The 22,146-nt window shown below is 59.6% G+C and carries 20 protein-coding genes; 7 read left to right on the top strand and 13 right to left on the bottom strand.

Features of this window, described 5'->3' with window-relative positions:
* Positions 1-83 precede the first annotated feature (83 nt).
* The 5 genes from mnmC to KGB03_RS22085 all read left to right on the top strand — a co-directional run bounded on the left by mnmC (position 84) and on the right by KGB03_RS22085 (position 7,526).
* Positions 84-2,066 carry a bifunctional tRNA (5-methylaminomethyl-2-thiouridine)(34)-methyltransferase MnmD/FAD-dependent 5-carboxymethylaminomethyl-2-thiouridine(34) oxidoreductase MnmC gene (mnmC, locus tag KGB03_RS22065; protein ID WP_223528928.1) on the top strand — a complete coding sequence of 661 codons (1,983 nt, stop codon included), beginning with the start codon at positions 84-86 and terminating at the stop codon, positions 2,064-2,066.
* A gap of 124 nt (positions 2,067-2,190) precedes the next feature.
* On the top strand, positions 2,191-3,963 hold the full coding sequence (locus KGB03_RS22070; protein ID WP_218537696.1) for an N-acetylglutaminylglutamine amidotransferase: 1,773 nt from the start codon (positions 2,191-2,193) through the stop codon (positions 3,961-3,963).
* A gap of 3 nt (positions 3,964-3,966) precedes the next feature.
* Positions 3,967-5,715 carry an N-acetylglutaminylglutamine synthetase gene (gene ngg / locus KGB03_RS22075; RefSeq protein ID WP_223528932.1) on the top strand — a complete coding sequence of 583 codons (1,749 nt, stop codon included), beginning with the start codon at positions 3,967-3,969 and terminating at the stop codon, positions 5,713-5,715.
* Between the two features lie 192 nt (positions 5,716-5,907).
* Entirely contained in the window at positions 5,908-7,098 is a 1,191-nt protein-coding gene (locus tag KGB03_RS22080; protein WP_218537694.1) for an osmoprotectant NAGGN system M42 family peptidase, read from the top strand.
* A gap of 200 nt (positions 7,099-7,298) precedes the next feature.
* Positions 7,299-7,526, top strand: coding sequence for a YheU family protein (locus KGB03_RS22085; RefSeq protein ID WP_003199186.1), 228 nt, complete (start codon positions 7,299-7,301; stop codon positions 7,524-7,526).
* A gap of 4 nt (positions 7,527-7,530) precedes the next feature.
* Here KGB03_RS22085 and csrA read toward each other — a convergent pair whose 3' ends face one another.
* From csrA to KGB03_RS22100, 3 genes are all read right to left on the bottom strand, one after another.
* Entirely contained in the window at positions 7,531-7,716 is a 186-nt protein-coding gene (gene csrA, locus KGB03_RS22090; protein ID WP_008151243.1) for a carbon storage regulator CsrA, read from the bottom strand.
* 153 nt (positions 7,717-7,869) lie between these two features.
* On the bottom strand, positions 7,870-8,202 hold the full coding sequence (locus KGB03_RS22095) for a YnfA family protein (protein WP_074878904.1): 333 nt from the start codon (positions 8,200-8,202) through the stop codon (positions 7,870-7,872).
* 64 nt (positions 8,203-8,266) lie between these two features.
* Positions 8,267-9,082 (bottom strand): SDR family oxidoreductase, encoded by an 816-nt coding sequence (locus tag KGB03_RS22100; protein WP_218537693.1) that lies wholly within the window; start codon positions 9,080-9,082, stop codon positions 8,267-8,269.
* Positions 9,083-9,361: 279 nt separating this feature from the next.
* Between KGB03_RS22100 and KGB03_RS22105 the strand changes: the two genes are divergently transcribed.
* Positions 9,362-9,520, top strand: a complete 159-nt coding sequence (locus KGB03_RS22105) for a DUF3309 family protein (protein ID WP_174602692.1) — start codon at positions 9,362-9,364, stop codon at positions 9,518-9,520.
* 60 nt (positions 9,521-9,580) lie between these two features.
* Here KGB03_RS22105 and KGB03_RS22110 read toward each other — a convergent pair whose 3' ends face one another.
* The 10 genes from KGB03_RS22110 to KGB03_RS22155 all read right to left on the bottom strand — a co-directional run bounded on the left by KGB03_RS22110 (position 9,581) and on the right by KGB03_RS22155 (position 19,773).
* Entirely contained in the window at positions 9,581-11,674 is a 2,094-nt protein-coding gene (locus KGB03_RS22110; protein WP_223528935.1) for an LTA synthase family protein, read from the bottom strand.
* Between the two features lie 1,055 nt (positions 11,675-12,729).
* The gene (locus KGB03_RS22115; RefSeq protein WP_192410971.1) at positions 12,730-13,335 is read right to left on the bottom strand and encodes an START domain-containing protein; all 606 of its coding nucleotides are present in this window, start codon (positions 13,333-13,335) and stop codon (positions 12,730-12,732) included.
* A 41-nt stretch (positions 13,336-13,376) separates the two neighbouring features.
* Positions 13,377-13,631, bottom strand: a complete 255-nt coding sequence (locus KGB03_RS22120) for a YkgJ family cysteine cluster protein (RefSeq protein WP_192410972.1) — start codon at positions 13,629-13,631, stop codon at positions 13,377-13,379.
* A gap of 163 nt (positions 13,632-13,794) precedes the next feature.
* Positions 13,795-14,268 carry a translation initiation factor 2 gene (locus KGB03_RS22125; RefSeq protein ID WP_192410973.1) on the bottom strand — a complete coding sequence of 158 codons (474 nt, stop codon included), beginning with the start codon at positions 14,266-14,268 and terminating at the stop codon, positions 13,795-13,797.
* Between the two features lie 88 nt (positions 14,269-14,356).
* Positions 14,357-15,796: a PLP-dependent aminotransferase family protein gene (locus tag KGB03_RS22130; RefSeq protein ID WP_008146981.1), complete on the bottom strand. Its 1,440-nt coding sequence runs from the start codon at positions 15,794-15,796 to the stop codon at positions 14,357-14,359.
* A 203-nt stretch (positions 15,797-15,999) separates the two neighbouring features.
* The gene (locus KGB03_RS22135) at positions 16,000-16,812 is read right to left on the bottom strand and encodes an OmpA family protein (RefSeq protein WP_123364827.1); all 813 of its coding nucleotides are present in this window, start codon (positions 16,810-16,812) and stop codon (positions 16,000-16,002) included.
* Complete coding sequence (locus KGB03_RS22140) at positions 16,809-17,165, bottom strand: DUF4398 domain-containing protein (RefSeq protein WP_223528938.1); 357 nt, start codon at positions 17,163-17,165, stop codon at positions 16,809-16,811. Before KGB03_RS22140 ends, KGB03_RS22135 begins: the two co-directional genes overlap by 4 nt.
* 9 nt (positions 17,166-17,174) lie before the next feature.
* On the bottom strand, positions 17,175-18,011 hold the full coding sequence (locus KGB03_RS22145) for a substrate-binding periplasmic protein (RefSeq protein ID WP_223528940.1): 837 nt from the start codon (positions 18,009-18,011) through the stop codon (positions 17,175-17,177).
* Positions 18,012-18,091: 80 nt separating this feature from the next.
* Positions 18,092-19,021, bottom strand: a complete 930-nt coding sequence (locus KGB03_RS22150; RefSeq protein ID WP_223528943.1) for an electron transfer flavoprotein subunit alpha/FixB family protein — start codon at positions 19,019-19,021, stop codon at positions 18,092-18,094.
* Between the two features lie 2 nt (positions 19,022-19,023).
* On the bottom strand, positions 19,024-19,773 hold the full coding sequence (locus tag KGB03_RS22155; RefSeq protein WP_192410977.1) for an electron transfer flavoprotein subunit beta/FixA family protein: 750 nt from the start codon (positions 19,771-19,773) through the stop codon (positions 19,024-19,026).
* A 549-nt stretch (positions 19,774-20,322) separates the two neighbouring features.
* On the opposite strand from KGB03_RS22155, the gene KGB03_RS22160 reads away from it, so the two are divergent.
* Positions 20,323-21,987 (top strand): electron transfer flavoprotein-ubiquinone oxidoreductase, encoded by a 1,665-nt coding sequence (locus tag KGB03_RS22160; RefSeq protein WP_223528947.1) that lies wholly within the window; start codon positions 20,323-20,325, stop codon positions 21,985-21,987.
* Positions 21,988-22,146: the final 159 nt, after the last annotated feature.

Here is a 22,146-nt window from a genome sequence, read left to right on the forward strand (position 1 = left end):
ACTTCCAACGTGGCACTTGCCATGGATCAAGCACCGCCCCGGCGATCGGCTAGAATGGCCGCCTTGCCGTTGCCGAGCCTGCCATGAAACCTGTATTGCCCCACGCCCAGCTCGACTGGGACGACCAAGGGCTCCCGCGTTCGCGGGTGTTCGATGATGTGTATTTCTCCGACCTGTCGGGGCTGGACGAAACCCGCTACGTATTCCTCGAGCAGAACGCTTTGCGTGAACGCTTTGCCGCGTTGCCTGAGGGCGGTCGCTTGGTGATTGGCGAGACCGGTTTCGGCACCGGGCTGAATTTCCTTTGCGCCTGGCAGCTGTTCGAACAGCACGCGGTGGCCGGGGCACGGCTGCATTTTGTCAGTGTCGAAAAGTACCCGCTGAGCCTGCCCGATCTGCAGCGCGCCTTGGCCTTGTGGCCGGAGCTCAAACCGTTTGCCGATCAACTGCTGACGCAATACGTCGCGATCCACCCAGGCTTCCAGCGCCTGGTGCTGGACAACGGCCGCGTGACCCTGACCCTGCTGATCGGCGATGCGCTGGAACAATTGCCACAACTCGACGCGCAGATCGACGCCTGGTTTCTCGACGGTTTTGCCCCGGCGAAAAACCCTGACATGTGGACCGCCGAGCTGTTCGCCGAACTGGCACGTCTGGCGGCCCCCGGCTCGACCATCAGCACCTTCACCAGCACCGGTTGGGTGCGACGTCTGCTGAATGCGGCGGGCTTCAAGATGAAGCGCACGCCCGGCATCGGCCACAAATGGGAAATCCTGCGGGGCGTGTTTCTCGGCTGGCCTGAAGAAGTCCCGGCGCCCGCCGCGGCCAAACCATGGTTCGCGCGCCCGACGCCATTGACCGGCGAACGTCGGGCACTGGTGATCGGCGCCGGCCTGGCCGGTTGCGCCACGGCCGCCAGTCTGGCGGCGCGGGGTTGGCACGTCAGTCTGCTGGAGCGCCACAATGCACTGGCGCAGGAAGCCTCGGGCAATCCACAGGGCGTGCTGTACCTCAAGCTTTCGGCCCATGGCACTGCGTTGTCGCAGTTGATTGTCAGTGGTTTCGGTCACACCCGACGCTTGCTTGAACATCTGCAACGGGGCGTCGACTGGGACGATTGCGGGGTCTTGCAACTGGCCTTCAACGCCAAGGAAGCCGAGCGTCAAGCGCAATTGGCCGCCGCCTTTTCGCCAGACCTGGTGCACCTGCTCGATCAACCGCAAGCCCAGATTCAGGCTGGCATCGCCCTGGAGCACGGCGGATTATTCTTCCCGGAGGGCGGCTGGGTTCATCCGCCGGCGTTGTGCCATTGGCAGGCATCGTCGGCGAACATCCAGTGGCTGCCCCATCGCGATGTCCTGGAACTGCGCAAGGTTGATGATCAGTGGCAGGCCTGGGACGGTGATGATTTGCTGGCCAGTGCCCCCGTGGTGATCCTGGCCGGCGCCGCCGAGATCAAGCGTTTCCCTCAAAGCGCCGAGCTGCCCCTCAAACGCATTCGTGGCCAGATCACCCGACTGGCGCAAACCCCTGAAAGCCAGAGCCTGGCCACCGTCGTCTGCGCCGAAGGCTATGTGGCGCCGGCTCGACTGGGCGAACACACCCTCGGCGCCAGCTTCGACTTCAAGAGCGATGACCTGACCCCGACCCTCGCCGAACACCTCGGCAACCTGGCCTTGCTCGAGGAAATCTCCCCCGACCTGGCCACGCGACTGCATGCACAGGCACTGGACCCGCAACAGCTTGAAGGACGCGCCGCGTTCCGCTGCACCAGCCCAGACTACCTGCCGATCGTTGGCCCGTTGGCCGACCCAGCGGCCTTCGCCGATGCCTATGCCGTACTGAGCAAGGACGCCCGGCAAATCCCGAACATTCCCTGCCCCTGGCTTGAGGGTTTTTACGTCAACAGCGGTCATGGTTCTCGCGGCTTGATCACCGCGCCACTGTCGGGTGAATTGCTCGCGGCATGGCTCGAAAACGAACCGTTGCCCCTGCCCAGAACGGTCGCCGAGGCCTGCCATCCCAACCGTTTCGCCGTGCGCCAATTGGTCCGCGGAAAAGTCTGACGGCGCGCCTTATAACTTATCGGTCTAAAACTCCGGGGATTCAGCCGGGTCAGTTTCTGAGTATCCGCCGTTTTTGGCGCGGTACCGATTGACCCTCCCCAACGGAAAAACCGGTAAGGAATTTATGTGCGGATTAGCTGGCGAGTTACGTTTTGATCATCAACCTGCAGACCTTGCAGCCATTGAGCGAATCACCCATCACCTGGCCCCTCGCGGCCCTGACGCATGGGGCTTTCATGCCCAAGGGCCGATTGCCCTGGGCCACCGTCGCCTGAAAATCATGGACCTGTCGGACGGCTCGGCGCAGCCGATGATCGACAACCAACTAGGCTTGTCCCTGGCCTTCAACGGTGCGATCTACAACTTCCCGGAACTGCGCACCGAGCTTGAAAGCCTCGGTTATGCCTTCTATTCCGGTGGCGACACCGAAGTGTTGCTCAAGGGCTATCACGCCTGGGGCGAAGCCTTGCTGCCCAAGCTCAACGGCATGTTCGCCTTCGCCATCTGGGAGCGCGATGCCCAACGCCTGTTCATCGCTCGTGACCGTCTCGGCGTGAAGCCGCTGTACCTGTCGCGCACCGGCCAGCGCCTGCGCTTTGCCTCGGCACTGCCGGCGCTGCTCAAGGGCGGCGACATCAATCCGATCCTCGACCCGGTGGCACTCAATCATTATCTGAATTTCCACGCCGTGGTTCCGGCCCCACGCACCTTGCTGGCCGGCATCGAGAAACTGCCACCGGCGACCTGGATGCGCATCGAAGCGGACGGCACCACCGAACAGAAAACCTGGTGGACCCTGCCTTACGGCCCACACGCCGACGAGATGAATCTGACACTCGAAGACTGGCGTGACCGTGTACTCGACAGCACCCGTGACGCGGTGGCAATCCGTCAACGTGCAGCAGTCGACGTCGGTGTGCTGCTGTCGGGCGGTGTCGATTCGAGCCTGCTGGTCGGTCTGTTGCGTGAAGTCGGTGTTGAAAACCTGTCGACCTTCTCCATCGGTTTCCAGGATGCCGGCGGCGAGCGCGGCGACGAGTTCCAGTATTCGGACCTGATCGCCAAGCACTACGGCACGCAGCATCACCAATTGCGCATCGACGAAAAAGAAATCATTGAACAATTGCCCGCAGCGTTCCGCGCCATGAGCGAACCGATGGTCAGTCATGACTGCATCGCCTTCTATCTGCTGTCCCGCGAAGTGGCCAAGCATTGCAAAGTGGTGCAGAGCGGCCAGGGTGCCGACGAGTTGTTCGCCGGTTATCACTGGTACCCACAAGTCGACGGTGCCGAAGATCCGTACGCCGCCTATCGCGATGCGTTTTTCGACCGTAGCTACGACGACTACGCCGCCACCGTGCAGCCGAAATGGCTGACAGCGAACGACGCCGCTGGTGACTTCGTGAAGGAACATTTCGCACAGCCCGGCGCTGATGCGGCGGTGGACAAAGCCCTGCGTCTGGACAGCACGATCATGCTGGTGGACGACCCGGTCAAACGCGTCGACAACATGACCATGGCCTGGGGCCTGGAAGCGCGCACACCGTTTCTCGACTATCGCCTGGTGGAATTGTCGGCCCGCGTACCGGGCAAATTCAAACTGCCGGATGGCGGCAAGCAAGTCTTGAAAGAAGCGGCGCGGCTGGTGATTCCGAGTGAAGTGATCGATCGTAAGAAAGGTTACTTCCCGGTGCCGGGCCTGAAGCATTTGCAGGGCGACACGCTGAACTGGGTGCGCGAACTGCTGCTCGATCCGAGTCAGGATCGCGGCTTGTTCAAACCGGAGATGCTCGACCGCCTGCTGACCGATCCACAAGGTCAATTGACCCCGTTGCGCGGTTCCAAGCTGTGGCAATTGGCGGCCCTGAACCTGTGGCTCAGCGAACAAGGAATCTGATCGATGAAACCCCACGCCACGGCCTACAGCCAACGCTTGTTGCGCGGTCAGGCGCCCTCTTACGAACGCTTGCAGGCCCGCTTGGCCGAAGACGGCAGTGAATTGGGCGCCGCACCGATCGCCGTGCATTGCGGTTGGGGCCGGTTGCTGATCGGCCATACCTTCCCGGATGCGGCGAGCCTGGCCCAAGAGTTGCTCAACGAACACACCGGTGAACGCGACATCGCCCTGTACGTCGCGGCGCCTCAGCAAGTGCTGGGGCTGGAGCCGGCCCAGTTGTTTCTCGACCCGTCCGACACCTTGCGCCTGTGGTTCAGCGATTACCGCCAGTCGACTCGGGTGTTTCGCGGCTTTCGCATCCGCCGCGCCCAGAGCGACGCGGACTGGCAGGCGATCAATCAGCTGTATCAGTTGCGCGGCATGTTGCCGATCGACGCGAGTCTGCTGACTCCGCGTCATCAGGGTGGGCCCGTCTATTGGCTGGCCGAAGATGAGGACAGCGGCACGATCATCGGCAGCGTCATGGGCCTCAATCACCACAAGGCGTTCAACGATCCGGAAAATGGCAGCAGCCTGTGGTGCCTGGCGGTCGATCCGCAATGTTCGCGTCCGGGTGTCGGTGAAGTGCTGGTGCGACATTTGATCGAGCACTTCATGAGCCGGGGGCTGAGTTACCTGGACCTGTCCGTGCTGCACGACAACCGGCAGGCGAAAAGTCTTTACGCCAAGCTGGGGTTTCGCAACCTGTCGACCTTCGCGATCAAGCGCAAAAACTGCATCAATCAGCCGTTGTTTCTGGGCCCGGGTCCCGAAGCCGAGTTCAATCCTTATGCACGGATCATCGTCGAGGAAGCGCACCGTCGTGGCATCGAAGTGCAAGTCGATGACGCCGACGCCGGTCTGTTCACCTTGATCCATGGCGGTCGCCGCGTACGTTGCCGTGAATCCCTCAGCGACCTGACAAGCGCCATCAGCATGACGTTGTGCCAGGACAAAAGCCTGACGCACAAAGTGCTCAAGGCCGCCGGTTTGAACCTGCCGTCGCAGCAACTGGCCGGTAATGCCGATGACAATCTGGCGTTTCTCGATGAGCACGAACGGGTGGTGGTCAAGCCGCTGGATGGCGAACAGGGCCAAGGCGTCGCGGTGGATTTACGGAGCATCGAAGAGGTCCAGCAAGCCATCGAGTCCGCTCGCCAGTTCGACAGTCGGGTGCTGCTGGAGAGCTTCCACGAAGGCCTCGACTTGCGGATTGTGGTAATCGGTTTTGAGGTGGTCGCCGCGGCGATTCGCCGTCCGGCAGAAGTGGTGGGCGATGGTCAGCACTCCATCGGTGCGCTGATCGAAGCGCAGAGCCGGCGTCGTCAGGCGGCGACCAGCGGTGAAAGCAAGATCCCGCTGGATCACGAGACCGAGCGCACATTGAATGCTGCGGGTTATGACTACAGCAGCATTCTGCCGGCCGGTGAGCATCTGTTCGTACGGCGTACGGCGAATCTTCATACCGGCGGGATTCTTGAGGATGTCACGGCGATCCTGCATCCGACGTTGGTGGATGCGGCGGTGCGAGCGGCGCGGGCGCTGGACATTCCGATGGTCGGGCTCGACCTGATGGTGCCTGCCGCCGATCAGCCGGAGTATGTGTTTATCGAAGCCAATGAGCGCGCAGGCCTGGCCAACCATGAACCACAGCCGACGGCCGAACGGTTTGTGGATTTGTTGTTTCCGCACAGTCAGCCGGCGGCCTCTTAGTGATGTAGTGCCTGGGCTGACGCCTTCGCGAGCAAGTCGGATCGCCGCACCGCCGCTCCCACAGGGGAATGCGGTCAAATGTGGGAGCGGCGGTGCGGCGATCCGACTTGCTCGCGAAGGGGCCAGTCCAGGCACCGCAGATTCTTTCCCTTCATCGAAACCATCGATGGCCTCAACTCATCAGGAGTTTCCATGACCAGCAACATTCCCGAACCAGATCTGAACTACCTGCAAAAAGTCCTGCTGGAAATGCTCGCCATTCCCAGCCCGACCGGGTTCACCGACACCATCGTGCGTTACGTCGCCGAACGGCTTGAAGAGCTGGGCATTCCCTTTGAGATGACCCGCCGCGGCACTATCCGCGCCACCCTCAAGGGCAAGAAGAACAGTCCCGACCGCGCGGTCTCCGCTCACCTCGACACCATCGGCGCAGCGGTTCGCGCGATCAAGGACAACGGTCGCCTGACCCTGGCGCCCGTCGGCTGCTGGTCCAGCCGTTTTGCCGAGGGCAGCCGGGTCAGCCTGTTTACCGACAACGGCGTGATTCGAGGCAGCGTGCTGCCGCTGATGGCTTCCGGGCATGCGTTCAATACCGCCGTGGATGAAATGCCGATCAGTTGGGATCACATCGAATTGCGCCTGGACGCCTATTGCGCCACGCGTGCCGATTGCGACTCGCTGGGGATCAGCGTCGGTGATTTTGTCGCCTTCGACCCTTTGCCGGAGTTCACCGAAAGCGGCCACATCAGCGCCCGACATCTCGATGACAAGGCCGGCGTTGCCGCATTGCTGGCGGCGCTCAAAGCGATTGTCGACAGCGGCCAGGAGCTGATGATCGACTGTCATCCGCTGTTCACCATTACCGAGGAAACCGGCAGCGGCGCGGCGGCGGCGTTACCGTGGGACGTCAGCGAATTCGTCGGCATCGACATTGCCCCGGTCGCGCCGGGTCAGCATTCCAGCGAACACGCGGTGAGCGTGGCCATGCAGGATTCCGGTGGACCTTACGACTATCACCTGTCGCGGCATCTGCTGCGCCTGGCCAGTGACAACGAATTACCGGTACGCCGCGACCTGTTCCGCTATTACTTCAGCGATGCCCATTCGGCGGTCACCGCCGGGCATGACATTCGCACCGCCCTGCTCGCCTTCGGCTGCGACGCCACCCATGGCTACGAACGCACCCACATCGACAGCCTCGCTGCGCTCAGTCGATTGCTCGGCGCCTACATTCTGAGTCCGCCGGTGTTTGCCAGCGATGCACAACCTGCCAAGGGGTCGCTGGACCGGTTCAGTCATCAGCTCGAACATGAGACGCAGATGGAAAGCGATACGCGGGTGCCGTCGGTGGATAGCCTGGTGGGGCAGCGGTCGGATACCTGACTCTGACTTTTTCGTCGCCTGAGAGATCGCCTTCGCGAGCAAGCCCGCTCCCACATTTGCCCGCATTCCCATGGAGGTACGCGGTTAACTGTGGGAGCGGGCTTGCTCGCGAAGGCGTCAGACCAGCCAACACAAAAACCCAGGCTAGCCGCAAATCCTCATTCGCCGTAGCATCGCGCCATTGTTTAGCCGAGGTGCCTATGCTGATCCCCCACGACCAACTTGAAGTCGACACCCTCACCCGCCTGATCGAGGATTTCGTGACCCGTGACGGTACGGACAACGGCGATGACACGCCGCTGGAAACCCGTGTGCTGCGTGTTCGCCAGGCATTGACCAAGGGCCAGGCGCTGATTGTCTTCGACCCGGAAAGCGAGCAATGCCAGTTGATGCTCAAACACGATGTGCCCAAGCACCTGTTCGACTGAGACCTCAGCGTCCTTTGTTTTTCGCCAGTTTGACCTGGATGCGGTCGTAGACTTCGGAGCGGTGCACGTTGACGTTTTGCGGCGCTTCGACACCGAAGCGCACACTGCCTCCGTTGACGGCAAGAATGCGCACGGAAATGTTGTCACCGATGGAAATCAACTCGCCCACAACGCGACTGAGTACAAGCATGGCATTCGTCCTTCAGGGTTATCGAACCCTGAAGATGCCCTGCACTGAGTAGGGCTTCAATGCGACAGCGGCAAATCAGTCCCGCCCTACAGGGCCGTCCGAACAGTTCCTATGGAAACGTCTGACAAACCCATTGAATGAAGGACCGATCCTTCAGGAAGCGGAGAAGCGCGGGCCGAAAAGGATGACGCTGGCCCCGATTACACACAGCGCCACGCCGAGCCAGTCCGAACCCAGCGGACGAATCCGCTCGACCACCGCCAGCCAGCCGATCGACGCGATGATGTAGATGCCACCGTATGCGGCATAGGCGCGACCGGCGTAGGTCGCTTCGATGCGGGTCAGCAGCAGCGCGAACAAGGTCAGACTGAGCAGAGCGGGCACGACCCACCAGGCGCTTTTACCCTGGCGCAGCCACATCCAGAAGGCAAAGCAGCCGGCGATTTCGAACAGCGCGGCGAGGAAAAACCACAGGTAATTGAGCATGCATACATCTCGCGAGGATGGCCGATGGCGGCCACCCTAACGACGGTGTTGCGTACGGGCAAGTTCAACCTGCGGTTTGTTTGGCCTTGGCGCGCATTTTGTCGGCCATGACGGTCATTTCGTCGTAGAGCAGCTGCGGGTTCTTCTGCTTGAGCGCCCAGGCCATGCGGCCCTGTTCGTGAGGCAGGATCAAGAATTCGCCGGCGGCGACGTGCTGATAGATGTAGTCGGCAATGTCGGCTGCGGTGATCGGCGAGCTTTCCAGCAACTTGCCGACCTGGGCTTTCATGGCCGGCGTCGGGCCACGGAACGAGTCCAGCAGGTTGGTCTGGAAGAACGACGGGCACACCACATGCACACCGATTTCCTGCTGCGCCAGCTCGACCAACAAGCTTTCGGACAACGCCACCACGCCAGCCTTGGCCACGTTGTAGTTGCTCATGGCCGGGCCTTGCATCAGGGCGGCCATCGATGCGATGTTGATGATCTTGCCTTTGCTTTTTTCCAGCAGCGGCAGGAAGGCTTTGCAGCCCTTGACCACGCCCATCAGGTTGATCGCGATCTGCCAGTCCCAGTCTTCCAGGGACAGTTCACTGAAGAACCCGCCCGAGGCAACGCCAGCGTTGTTGACGATGACATCGATGCCACCGAGTTTCTCTTCGCAAGCCTGAGCGAAAGCGGTCAGCTGGCTGTAATCGCGCACGTCGCAACGCTGGATAAAACCGTCGCCGCCAGCTTCGCGAACCCGTTTCAGGGTTTCCTGCAGACCGGGTTCGCTGACATCCGACAAGGCCAGCTGCCAGCCTTCACGCGCCCAGCGCAGCGCGATTTCGCGACCCAGGCCCGAGCCCGCACCAGTGATCATCATGCGATTTTGCATAGCAAACAGCCTTGTTGTTCCGGGGAAGATGCATCGAGTGTAGCGAAGGACAATGCCCGACCCACGCTCCATCAGATTGCTGAATGGCTCGAGCAAACCATGGCAGCGCCTGAACCAACTAGACTCATTAAAAACGAAATAAGCCTTTCTTCGAAAAACATTAAAAAAATTGGAATTTTCTTTCATTCGCCACAGTCGGATTTTGTAAGCAGCCCGGTTTTATAACAGCCCGGCTGACAGCTAAACGCCAGGTAATTCCAGAACACTTCCAACAAGGAAATAGACATGGGCACAATTCTTATCATTATTCTGATCCTCCTGCTGGTAGGTGGTTTACCGGTCTTCCCGCACTCCAGAAGTTGGGGTTATGGCCCGTCGGGTATCATCGGCGTGGTGTTGGTGGTGCTGTTGATCCTGCTGTTGCTCGGCAAGATATAAAGGTTTAACAGGCAAAAAAAAGAGGCCCTTTTCAGGGCCTCTTTTTTATTGCATCAAGACTTAGTCCGGCTTGCCATCAACCACACCGGCGGTGTTGTCGATCAGGCTCTTGGTCGCCGTTTGCAGGAACGCTTCGAGCTTGAGTTTCAGCTCAGCGGTACGCGGTGCATCCGGAACGATCTCGGCGTGAGGTGTCGCACCCAGTTGGTACTGGTACATCTTCGGCGCCATTTCCTTTTCCTTCGGCAGCACCAGAATCTGATCAGCCGTGATGATCGCGGTGGTCTGCTCGCTACCCGACGGCTTGATCACGCCAAAACCAGTGTCGCCTTCAGGCAGGTTGAGCAAATCGCGGCCCCAGCACTGATGACGCACTTCGCCACCAATACGACCCATGATGGTCGGCACGATGTCGATCTGCGTGCCCACGGTATGGTCAAGCTGGCCGAATTTTTCCTGGATGCCCGGAGCGATCATCAACATCGGCACGTTGAAGCGGCCCAGGTCCATTTCGGTGATCTGACGCTCGTTGCCAAAACCGTGGTCGCCGACGATCACAAACAGGGTTTCCTTGAAGTACGGCTCCTTGCGGGCCTTTTCAAAGAACTGGCCCAGTGCCCAGTCCGCATAACGCATGGCGGTCAAATGCTCGTTCAGGCTACCGCGATCGGTCACGCGCTCAACCGGCAATGGGGTCGGCAAGGCGTAAGGCGTGTGGTTGGACAGGGTTTGCAGCAGCGCATAGAACGGCTTGCCGTTTTCCCGCGCCTTGAGCTCGACCAGACCACGGTCGAACATGTCCTGGTCGGACACGCCCCAGGTCGGATCAGAGAACACCGGGTTCACGAAGTCATTACGACCAATGAAGTTGGTCATGCCCTGGTTGCTGAAGAAACCCGACTGGTTATCCCAGGCGAAGTCGCCGTTGTAGACGTACACGTCGTCATATTTACGGGCACTGAGCAATTGCGGCAGGCCGGACAACTTGTGGCTGCCTTCCGGCGTCTGCATCAGGTATTCGAAACCTGGCAGGTTCGGGAAGCACGCCATGGTGGCAAACATACCCTGGTGGGTATGGGTGCCGTTGGAGAAGAAACGGTCAAACAGCAGGCCTTCCTTCGACAATTTGTCGAGGTACGGCGTGATGTTGCCCGGTGCACCCAAGGCGCCCACCGAGTGACCGGCCATGCTTTCCATCAGGATCACGACGACGTTCTTGATCGGCAGGGTCTTGTCGGCCGGCGGCGTGTAATCGCGACGCACGGCGGCGATCTCCGCATCCACCAGTTTGTCGTCCGGCATCACCAGCATGTCACGCACGATTTTCTGCGCTTCAGGCTGTGGCAACGTGGCCTTCCAGACGTTGTCGCGATCTTCGGAGATGCGGCTCTTAGCCGCGGCGACCAGCGACAAGGTGCCGTTGAGGCCCAATTGGTTGGCGAAGTTCGAGTTGGTGGTGTAAACGTCACCCCAACGCAGTGGCGGGCCCTGACGCAAGGTGCCACGAGCGGCCACCACGCAAACCATCAAGCAGACGACGAACACCGTGATGCGTGCATACCATGGGGCGATCTGGCGCGTGCCGATGCTGCCGCCGCTGAAGGGGCCACGTGGACGGGTGGCGCGGTCGGCGCCCTTGAACGCCAGGGTCAGGATCAACGTGCCCACGGCCCAGGCCAGCAGGTAGCGAACCACCGGAAAACCGTACCAGAGCATGCTCATCACGGTTTTCGGGTCTTCCTTTACATATTGGAAGACCAGGCCGTTGAGGCGCTGGTGGAACTCGCGGTAGAAGTCCATCTCCATCAGGCCGAGGAACAGGGCGATGCTCGAGGCAATGGTCAGCCAGAACCGGAAGAATCCGCGGGCGGCCATCGCCCGGGCGCTGAACAGCGCCAGCAGCAATGGAATGCTGAGGTAGACCACCAGGCGCAGGTCGAAACGCAGACCATTGGCGAACGCTTCGAGAAAGGTCGAGGCCGGGGTGTCGAGGATCATCTCGCGGTTGTAAACCAGCAGCGCAACGCGCAGCAGGCTGAACATGACCATCATGACCAGGGCACACAGCAGCGTGTAGGCCAGATGCGATTTGACGGTCGGTTGCAGCAGGCGACTAGAAGCTCGCTGCTGATTCAGGGCGTCCGGGATTGCCATGTCGTTTTAGGACCCATTGGAAGTTGAAGTTTCAAAAATACGGCTGCGCCTTGCCCTCTGTTGGCCAGTACTCGGCCCCGGGGCTTGCACGGTGCGCAAATGTTGCACGATCAACCGTCGCATTGCCATTGATTACTGCCCGGATGTTGGCGCGGGCGAATTGTCTTGGAGGCTTTGTGAAAATTTCGTGCAACGCATATTCGGAAACAAAATAAAGCCTCTCTGATTCGAATGATCGTTAGTTTGGGGCGTATTCGTTTCAGTTGTGCTCTTTGATCGGGGGCATATCCGTTTCTGCGGCAACGGCGGCTGGCGGTTTCGCTTTTACAGCGACTCCCTTTTGCAGACGCCCAAAAGGAAGCAAAACGCTTTGCCCCTCCATTCGGTGCCTCGCCTAGGCTCGGCATGCCCTCACTCCGGCATTGCTCCGGGGGCGGCTACCGCGGCATCCCTGCCGCGGTGCCCCCTGCGCAACGCCTGCGTTCGGCCTCTGGGAAAGGGGCAAGCAGATCAAAATCAAAAGCCAGAGCCAAAGCCAGATCAACAGCTCCCGGCACCCACTGATCGTTCTCACGCTCTGCGTGGGAATGCATCCCGTGACGCTCCGCGTCACTCTTGCGCAGGACTCGAGCCTTGCGTCGACAGCGGAACGCGGAGCGTCCCTAGCGGCATTCCCACGCAGAGCGTGGGAACGATCAACATAAAGCAGATCGGCGTACAGCTTTTGCTTCTCACCACTCATCAGGCCGAGCGTTAGCTCGCCTCCAGCTTTTGATCTTGAGGTGTACGCCCCATCGAGAGGCCGAGTGGAGGTTCTGCGCAGTGGGCAACCCGGCATGGATGCCGGGTTAGCCGCCCCCGGCCATGGATGGCCGATGGCGGCGGGCCCACGGAGCAGGACCGGAGCGAGGGCATGCCGAGCCACAGCGAGGCACCGAACGAAAGGGGCAAAAGCGTTTGGTTACTTTGCGCTTTTCAAAGTGACCCGCCGTAAGGGCGGAACCCTAAGCAGCCGTAACCACAGAAACGGATATGCACCCCGATCAAAGCCGCGATTACTTCTCAGCGCGTGCCTTCAGGGCTTTCAAAGTATTAAACGGCGCATCCACCACAAACTTGTTGGCCACCATCGACGGAATGCTACCGCCCGGCTCGGTATGCACCTGATAGGTCACCTCAACCTGATCGCCCTTGGGCACAAACTTCCAGAACCCATCGACCTTGGTAACCCGTACAAAGCCTTTTTCTTCAGGAATGTACTTCGGCACACCTTCGAGTTTGCGGGTCAGGCTGCCATCAGCACCCTCGATGGTGGTGACATGCAACACCGAGTCACGCGCGGTCACCGGCCAAGGCGTATTGAACTGGGTGTAGGTCCAGTTTTGATCGCCTTCGTGCTTGAGCAACTTCTGGGTTTTACAGTCGTGAATCCAAGCGCAAGCGCCTGACACGTCTTCCTGCAGCGCACGCAGTTTGGCGATGGTGGTCTTCATCAGCGTGACGCCCTGGTAAGCCTTGTAATCGGAGCCAGCCACTTCACTCAAGGAAACCTTGATACCGTCTTCGTTCTTGGCAACTTTCCAGTCTTCTGCCTGAGCGGCCGTGGAAGCCAGCAAAACCGTCAAACCACACAGCACAGCCATACGTTGCAGCGAACCCATAGTCTTATTCCTTATTGTTGAAGATCCGTTCGTTGAACACATCACGCCGCCGTCATTTTCTCCCACCAACCCAACAATTTGATCGCTTCGTCACGGCTGCTTCCGCAGACTTCGATGTCGGCTTCGAACGCCGAACACACTGCAGGACGTTCCGGTTTGCCGAAAATGCCGCACAGGTTATCGACAGAGAGTTGTACGCAACGTTCTCCCGCCGGCTTGCCATTGGGCATGCCGGGAATCGGTGAACTGATGGAAGGGGCAATGCAACAGGCGCCACAGCCTTCACGGCATTTCATGACGACGAGCTCCTCGACGGGCGATGTGTTAAAGGACGTGGCACAGAGTAACCGCTAAAACGCTTGTTTAAAATTGTCTGGACCCTGGTTTTTTCGCTTAAACGAGCGTGACCGACCAGTCTCCGACAAAGCGTCTGGCCAGCAGGTCACGAACGGGAAGAAATTATCGTTTGAACTCGAATTCCAGGGCTGCGCCTTCAACTTCACGGCGCTCTTCGTTGCGCAGTTGCAACTTCATTTCGTTGCTGATCAGCCTCCCGTTGAGCTGAAATGGAGAGCTGCCGGTCTTGTCACCAAACATTTGTGGCAATACCGCATCGTGTCGGGGCATCGGTACCGTACCAATCGGTTTCAGTTCCTCGACCATGCCTTGGGGCAGACTCAAATCCAGGTCGGCCGAAGGGAGCTTGGTTTTCACGACCTCACTGGCGGGTTTGGACTTGGAGGCAATCGGCGGTCGTTTTTTCACCGGGGCCGCTTTCTTTTTGACCGGCGTGGCTTTTTTAGCGGGAGCCGGCTTTTTCGACGTGGCGCTGGCTGCCGGTTTTTCCTGAACGGAAGCCGCTAATACACCTTCGGCCTGGAAGGTCATCAGCAGGCAGATCGATAGCCATACGGCGGGTAAAATCGGCTTCATGGACCCAACGGTACAAACGGCAGGAGCCATATGCTCGCCTGTTGCAGGCGACATGACAAGCTCGGGCAGGAATATCCTGCCCGCCCCCTCAAAAGCCGCCGACCATCTCCTGACAGAGTTGGGTGGCGAGCATGCCCAGGGTCATCAATGCACGCTCGGCTTCACGGTTCCAGGGTGTGCCGCAGTTCAGTCGAATGCAGTGGTTGAACTGCTCGGTGTTACTGAAAATCAGCCCCGGCGCGATGCTGATGCCCTGCTGCAACGCACGAACGTGCAGCTCCTGCGTGTTGACCCGCCCCGGCAGGCTGACCCACAGAATGAAGCCGCCGGTCGGCCGGGTCATCTGCGTGCCTTCCGGGAAGTATTGCTGCACCGCCAGCTGGAAAGCGCTGAGGTTCTTGCGGTACTCCTGACGGATGTAGCGCAAATGCCGGTCGTAACCACCGTTCTCCAGGTACGCCGCAATGCCCATCTGCGTGACGCTGCAGGCCGAATGGGTGCTGAAGGTCTGCAAACGCTGGATTTCCTGCTGGTACTTGCCGGCAATCATCCAGCCGATCCGCACGCCCGGCGACAGGGTTTTGGAAAAGCTGGAGCAATAGATCACCCGATCCAGCCGATCGTAGGCTTTAAGTGATTTGGTGCGACCCTGCTCGAACATCAGTTCGCCGTAGATATCGTCTTCGACAATCTGGATATCGAAATCCGAGGCCAGGCGCAGCAGTTGCTTCTGCCGCTCTTCGGGCATGGTGCCGCCCAATGGATTGCTCAGACGAGTGGTCAGCACCAGCGCCTTGATCGACCACTGGTTGGCCGCCAGCTGCAAAGCTTCGAGGCTCATGCCGGTGGCCGGATCGCTCGGGATCTCGATAACCTTGAGGCCCAGCAGGTCAGCCAGTTGCAGCAAACCGTAGTAGGTCGGCGACTCGGCGGCGATCAGGTCGCCCGGGCGAGTCAGCACACGCAGGGACATCTGCAACGCATCAACGCAGCCGTGGGTAATGACCACTTCCGACGGATCGACCACCACGCCGGCATCGCGCATGCGGATCGCCACTTGTCGGCGCAACGGTTCGAAACCCGGGCTGAACATGTAGCTGAACGCCCGCGGGCTATGAAAACGGGTGACTTTGGCCAGTTGCTGATGCAGCGCCCGCACCGGCAGATAATCAACACTCGGTACGGCCGCGCCCAAGGGAAACACACCCTCGCGGCGGGATTCGACCAGAACTTGTTGGATGATGCTGCTGCGAGTGACCAGACCTGGACGCTCGACCCGAGCGATGTCCGGTGTCGGCGCGGTCAGGGCCGGAGTCTGGTGCACGTAGTAACCCGACTGCGGCCGGGCGCGGATCAGCCCCTGATCCTCGAGATTGGCGTAAGCCTGCAACACCGTCGCATGGCTGACGTTGAGCTGTGAACTCATCTTGCGCACCGAAGGCACGCGCTCCCCCGGTTGATAGACGCCACGGCGGATGTCTTCGGCCAGTTGTTGAGCAATACGTTGGTAGAGCAAGAGATTGGTCATGACGCAGCACTCGATTTCACGGGCATTTTATTCTTGTGTGAAACAATACCGGAACAGTTTAGAAGTGTACGGGGACAGTTGCCACAATAGTCGACCGTACAGTGCAGTGTCAGCAAAAACTGTACTGTTTTTTTGGAGTCGATCAGCAGGCGTAAAAAAACCCGGCGCTGGCGGGCAGGCCGGGTTTTCCAGTGACGCAGCCCTTAACGGGCAGCGCCGAGCTGGCCTTTTTCGTCAGAAAACACAATTTCTACCCGACGGTTCTGTGCACGTCCCCGTTCGGAGGCGTTCACGTCGACCGGATATTCATCGCCGTAGCCTTCGACCTGAATGCGTTTATCGTCGATGCCCAAATCCATCAGCACATCTGCCACCGATTGCGCACGGTCACGGGACAGCTTGAGGTTTTCCTGCTTGCCGCCGGTACTGTCGGCGTAACCTTCGATGCGCACTACGCGCTTGGGGTTGAGCTGCAAGAACTGCACGATCTTCAACACCACGCGGTTCGCCGAGTTTTTCAACTCCGCTTCACCCGTGTCGAACAGCACGTCGCCCAAGGTCATCACCAGGCCGCGATCGGTCTGGGTGGTCGCCAACGCGACAATCTGTTCTTCGAGCCACTTGCCCTGCTGCTGCACGCTGAGCAGTTTGGATTCGCGCAGGGCCAGCTGCAGGCGCTGACGCTCCAGTTCGAGCTTCGCCGCACGTTCCTCGTTGAGCACCTGATTGGTGTGTTCGCGCGCGATTTCGCTATAGCGTTCACTCAGGTAAGCGTAATGCAGCACGTCCGATCCACTGCCCCAATAGCTGGACAGACGATCGGCACGGGCTAGCGACTCACCGGCGCGAATCACGTCCTTGGGCGCGATTCGCAGCACGTTGGAATCTTCCTTGACCTTCTGAAAGTCAGTACTGGCCTGCTGCAACGCGGCCTCGCTGTGCTGACCGGCACAACCATAGAGGCTGGCGCAGCCTGCCAGGATCAAACCGCCCAATGCTTTGGTCTTGAGGCTCATTGGACATCTCCCAGTTGCTTGCGCAGGCGAGTGATGCGGGTGTTGAGCACGTTCAACTGCTCCTCGCTCTTGAGGGTCAGAACCCGGGCTTCGGCCAGTCGCGCGTCCAGCTCGGCCTGCTCGGCCCGCATGCGCGCGTTCTTGAAGGATTGGTCGTTCATGCTGCCCTTGGCGCGGTTGAACTTGTCTTCGGCCAGTTTCATTTCCGGCACGTCGGCGGCGGTGGCGCCCACCGCCTTGGCCTGCTCGAGTGCCTGTTCGGTCAGGCGCAATTGTTCATTCGGCGCCGGATCGGCTGCACAACCCACCAGAGCCAGAACGGCCAGGGCAACGAAAAGAGGTCGAATACTCACTAAAAATCCCTACTGTTTTGGGGTACTGACAGGTGGTTGCTGCGGCTGTGAGAGCTGCGCCTTCCAGCGCTCGATATTGCGTTGCAGCACGGCTTCCGTCAGTCCGGACGCGGGCAATTCTGTCATCTTTTTGGCCAGCTGTCCGCGCAACCACGGATCGTTGCAGGCGGAGTTGTGGGAAATCGCGAGGAACAAGCCGGGTTTGTCGATCGGTTGTGGACGGGCGACCAGGTCGTTGGCCAGGTGAAGTGTCTGCGCGGCCGCCATGCCCGAATAGCGTCCGGCAAGGACAAATTCCACCTCGCCCAGCAGCAATTTCTGAAAGGCCTGGGTCAGGTTAGGTGTACGTGCGAGGGTCAATTGCTGCTCGGCGAACACACCAAATGCCTGGGTCATACGAGACTTTTCCGACAGCGCGCCGGGATGACCGTGAAGGTCCTGCGCTTCGTTGTAGACCAGCGTCGAGTCTTTGCGGGTCCAGACCAGGTAATCGTTTTCCAGTAACGGAGGATGAATGTAATCCAGAGTGTCCAGTTCACTGACCGTCAATGACGCATCCGCCAGCATGTCCATTCGCCCACTGCGCACTTCGTCCAGAGCCTGGGAGCGTTTGCCGGCGTAAAGCAGTTCGACCTTGATCCCCAACTCCCCCGCCACCTGCTGCAACAGGTCGGCACTGGCGCCGATCAGGTGCTTGGGGTGTTGCGGGTCTTGCCACAGGTACGGCGGCGCATCCGGGCTGCCGGTCACCACCAGGCGTTCGCACTTGCCCGCGGCGACGGACAGCGCCGGCAACACTGTCAGCCCCAGCAGCAATAACCAGCCGTAAACGCGGCGCAGATCCATGGCGACACTCTCCCACTCAAATCCGGAACAAAAAAAAGCCCGACCAAAAGGTCGGGCTCTTTATAAGTCAGGCCGCTGGATTAGACCAGCTTCTCGAACTCAGGGATGGCTTCGAACAAGTCCGCCACCAGGCCGTAATCAGCCACCTGGAAGATCGGCGCTTCTTCGTCCTTGTTGATCGCAACGATCACTTTGGAGTCTTTCATGCCGGCCAGGTGCTGGATCGCGCCGGAGATACCGACGGCGATGTACAGCTGTGGCGCAACGATCTTGCCGGTCTGACCGACCTGCATGTCGTTGGGTACGAAACCTGCGTCAACCGCAGCGCGGGAAGCACCGACGGCAGCGCCCAGCTTGTCGGCCAGGGCGTACAGGTGTTTGAAGTTGTCGCCGTTCTGCATGCCGCGACCGCCGGAAACGACGATCTTGGCAGCGGTCAGTTCCGGACGATCGGACTTGGCCAGTTCTTCGCCGACGAAGCTGGAGATGCCAGCGTCGTGTGCAGCGCCAACGGCTTCAACCGAAGCAGATCCACCTTCAGCGGCCACCGGATCGAAACCGGTAGCACGCACGGTGATCACTTTAACTGCAGCGTTCGATTGAACGGTCGCAATCGCGTTACCGGCGTAGATCGGGCGCTTGAACGTGTCAGCGCTTTCGACCGAGATGATCTCGGAGATCTGGTCAACGTCCAGCTGAGCGGCAACGCGCGGCAGGATGTTTTTGCCGTTGGAAGTAGCGGCAGCCAGGATGTGGCTGTAGCCCTTGCCCAACTCGGCGACCAGAGGAGCAACGTTTTCCGGAAGCTGATGCGCGTAAGCAGCATTCTCAGCAGACAGGACTTTGCTCACGCCAGCGATTTTCGCAGCGGCTTCAGCCACGGCGCCAGCGCCCTGACCTGCCACCAGAACGTGGATGTCACCACCGATTTTAACGGCGGCAGCCACGGTGTTCAGCGTGGCCGGGGCCAGCACTTTGTTGTCGTGTTCGGCGATTACCAAGATAGTCATGATTAGATTACCTTCGCTTCGTTTTTCAGTTTCTCGACCAGTTCAGCCACCGACTTGACCTTGATACCCGCGCTGCGTGCAGCTGGCGCTTCGACTTTCACGGTCTTGTTGGTGGAGGCGGTGGAAACGCCCAAAGCGTCCGGAGTCAGCACTTCGAGAGGCTTCTTCTTGGCTTTCATGATGTTTGGCAGGGACGCGTAACGCGGCTCGTTCAAACGCAGGTCGGTGGTGACGATGGCCGGCAGTTTCAGGGAAACCGTCTGCGCGCCGCCGTCGACTTCACGAGTCACGGCAACGTTGTCGCCGCTGATTTCGACTTTGGACGCGAACGTGCCCTGACCGTAGCCGCTCAATGCCGCGAGCATCTGGCCGGTCTGGTTGTTGTCGCTGTCGATGGCTTGTTTGCCAAGGATCACCAGCTGAGGCTGTTCCTTGTCGACAACAGCCTTGAGCAGCTTGGCAACGGCCAGCGAAGTCAGGTCTTCAGCGGATTCGACGAGGATGGCGCGGTCGGCACCCAGAGCCAGCGCGGTGCGCAGTTGCTCTTGAGCGGTGGACGGGCCGATGGAGACGACGACGATTTCAGTCGCAACACCTTTCTCTTTCAGGCGTACGGCTTCTTCCACTGCGATTTCGCAGAACGGGTTCATCGACATCTTGACGTTGGCGAGGTCGACGCCGGAATTGTCCGCCTTGACGCGAACCTTGACGTTGTAATCCACAACGCGTTTGACAGCTACAAGAACCTTCATGGATTCCTCGTTACTCTCCGGTGAAAAGAAAGTCGCCTAGGCGAACCTGGCGGTTTGATGCTCATCGGCGCAAGGGCACCTCTAAAAACGCTGGCAAAGGTGTCAAGTGACAAGCGCTCACGAAGAAGATGACCGTTCGTCAGTAGTGACTGACGAGTCATTCATTATCGTGGCGTGTAAACTGCGCGCCGGAACCTGCGCTGCGCATCACCTTGTACTGCCATCGCCCTGTCTTTAGAGGTGCTCTTGAAACCAACAGTCAGCCTACGGCGAGCGCAAAACCGACCGTATCTTGACCGGAACGCCTATTCCGGTCAATACGGCAAAATGGCCAGTCATAAGCCGCGTGACTTTGATTTCTCTGGCTTTGAGCCGATTCAAACAAACGTTTGTATTGGACGCTAGGAGTGGTGTAGATATAATGCGCCACCTTAGAGAGAAAGGTGGCTCATCGATTGTCCTCTTCCTGCATTGCGCAGGAATTCATGGATGCGACACCAAACCTCCAATTAGAAAAAAAACTGTTGAGCCTTGAGTAGGAGATAACCTGTGGAACGCGAATACATGGAATTCGACGTGGTCATCGTCGGTGCCGGCCCCGCTGGTCTTTCCGCCGCCTGCCGATTGAAGCAGAAGGCCGCCGAAGCCGGTAAGGAAATCAGCGTCTGCGTGGTCGAAAAAGGCTCCGAAGTCGGTGCTCACATCTTGTCCGGCGCCGTGTTCGAACCACGCGCCCTGAACGAATTGTTCCCTGACTGGAAAGAACTCGGCGCCCCGCTGAATACGCCAGTCACCCGCGATGACATCTTCGTTCTCAAGAACGCCGACAGCGCGCAGAAGATTCCTGACCTCTTTGTGCCCAAGACCATGCACAACGAAGGCAACTACATCATCTCCCTGGGCAACCTGTGCCGCTGGCTGGCCCAGCAGGCCGAGAACCTGGGCGTGGAAATCTACCCAGGCTTCGCGGCTCAGGAAGCACTGTTCGACGAAAACGGCGTAGTTCGCGGGATCATCACCGGCGACCTGGGCGTTGACCGCGAAGGTAACCCGAAAGAAGGCCTGTACACCCCGGGCATGGAACTGCGTGGCAAGTACACGCTGTTCGCCGAAGGTTGCCGTGGCCATATCGGTAAGCAACTGATCAAGCGCTTCAACCTCGACAGCGATGCCGACGCCCAGCACTACGGCATCGGCCTGAAAGAAATCTGGGAAGTCGACCCGGCCAAGCATCAACCAGGCCTGGTGGTCCACACCGCCGGCTGGCCGCTGGATATCATGGGCACCGAGAACACCGGTGGCTCGTTCCTCTATCACCTGGAAAACAATCAGGTTGTAGTCGGTCTGATCGTCGATCTTTCCTACAGCAACACCTTCCTGTCGCCGTTCGACGAGTTCCAGCGCCTCAAGCATCACCCGGTACTCAAGCAGTACCTGGAAGGCGGCAAGCGCATCAGCTACGGCGCTCGCGCCATCTGCAAAGGCGGCCTGAACTCGCTGCCGAAAATGGTCTTCAAGGGCGGCGCGCTGATCGGTTGCGACCTCGGCACCCTGAACTTCGCCAAGATCAAGGGCAGCCACACCGCGATGAAGTCCGGCATGCTCGCCGCTGAATCCGTGGCCGAGGCGCTGTTCGCTGAAAAAGACGGCACCGAAGAACTGACCACTTACGTCGACGCGTTCAAGAAGAGCTGGCTCTACGACGAACTGTTCGCCAGCCGCAACTTCGGCCCGGCGATCCACAAATTCGGCGCCATCGTCGGCGGCGGTTTCAACTGGCTCGACCAGAACATCTTCGGCGGCAAACTGCCGTTCACCTTGCACGACACCAAGCCGGATTACGCTTGCCTCAAGCTGGCGGCCGACTGCAAGAAGATCGACTACCCGAAACCGGACGGCAAGCTCAGCTTCGACAAACTCAGCTCGGTGTTCATCTCGGGTACCAACCATGAAGAAGAGCAGCCGTGCCACCTGAAGCTGACCGATCCGAGCATCCCGATCGCCAAGAACCTGCCGCTCTACGATGAGCCTGCCCAGCGCTACTGCCCGGCCGGCGTGTACGAAGTGGTGACCAAGGAAGACGGCGAGAAGCGCTTCCAGATCAACGCCCAGAACTGCGTTCACTGCAAGACCTGCGACATCAAGGACCCTGCACAGAACATCACCTGGGTGGCGCCGGAAGGCTCTGGCGGCCCGACTTACCCGAACATGTAAGTCGAATCGCTGAACATCAAGGCTCCCGAAATGGGGGCCTTTTTGTTGCCCGCGATTTAAGCAACGACACAAAACCACTGTGGGAGCGGGCTTGCTCGCGAATGCGGTGCATCAGTCACCCGTTAAGTCGACTGACCCACCGCATTCGCGGGCCTGTCT

This window comes from Pseudomonas sp. BF-B-26 (assembly GCF_019956495.1).
GTDB lineage: Bacteria > Pseudomonadota > Gammaproteobacteria > Pseudomonadales > Pseudomonadaceae > Aquipseudomonas.

Coding starts and splice junctions, on each gene's coding strand:
- KGB03_RS22130 (WP_008146981.1), bottom strand. CDS start 15,796: ATGACCAATCTCTTGCTCTACCAACGTATTGCTCAACAACTGGCCGAA.
- KGB03_RS22145 (WP_223528940.1), bottom strand. CDS start 18,011: ATGGATCTGCGCCGCGTTTACGGCTGGTTATTGCTGCTGGGGCTGACA.
- KGB03_RS22135 (WP_123364827.1), bottom strand. CDS start 16,812: ATGAGCCTCAAGACCAAAGCATTGGGCGGTTTGATCCTGGCAGGCTGC.
- KGB03_RS22100 (WP_218537693.1), bottom strand. CDS start 9,082: ATGCAAAATCGCATGATGATCACTGGTGCGGGCTCGGGCCTGGGTCGC.
- mnmC (WP_223528928.1), top strand. CDS start 84: ATGAAACCTGTATTGCCCCACGCCCAGCTCGACTGGGACGACCAAGGG.
- KGB03_RS22070 (WP_218537696.1), top strand. CDS start 2,191: ATGTGCGGATTAGCTGGCGAGTTACGTTTTGATCATCAACCTGCAGAC.
- KGB03_RS22080 (WP_218537694.1), top strand. CDS start 5,908: ATGACCAGCAACATTCCCGAACCAGATCTGAACTACCTGCAAAAAGTC.
- KGB03_RS22125 (WP_192410973.1), bottom strand. CDS start 14,268: ATGAAGCCGATTTTACCCGCCGTATGGCTATCGATCTGCCTGCTGATG.
- KGB03_RS22120 (WP_192410972.1), bottom strand. CDS start 13,631: ATGAAATGCCGTGAAGGCTGTGGCGCCTGTTGCATTGCCCCTTCCATC.
- KGB03_RS22115 (WP_192410971.1), bottom strand. CDS start 13,335: ATGGGTTCGCTGCAACGTATGGCTGTGCTGTGTGGTTTGACGGTTTTG.
- KGB03_RS22110 (WP_223528935.1), bottom strand. CDS start 11,674: ATGGCAATCCCGGACGCCCTGAATCAGCAGCGAGCTTCTAGTCGCCTG.
- KGB03_RS22155 (WP_192410977.1), bottom strand. CDS start 19,773: ATGAAGGTTCTTGTAGCTGTCAAACGCGTTGTGGATTACAACGTCAAG.
- KGB03_RS22085 (WP_003199186.1), top strand. CDS start 7,299: ATGCTGATCCCCCACGACCAACTTGAAGTCGACACCCTCACCCGCCTG.
- csrA (WP_008151243.1), bottom strand. CDS start 7,716: ATGCTTGTACTCAGTCGCGTTGTGGGCGAGTTGATTTCCATCGGTGAC.
- KGB03_RS22150 (WP_223528943.1), bottom strand. CDS start 19,021: ATGACTATCTTGGTAATCGCCGAACACGACAACAAAGTGCTGGCCCCG.
- KGB03_RS22095 (WP_074878904.1), bottom strand. CDS start 8,202: ATGCTCAATTACCTGTGGTTTTTCCTCGCCGCGCTGTTCGAAATCGCC.
- ngg (WP_223528932.1), top strand. CDS start 3,967: ATGAAACCCCACGCCACGGCCTACAGCCAACGCTTGTTGCGCGGTCAG.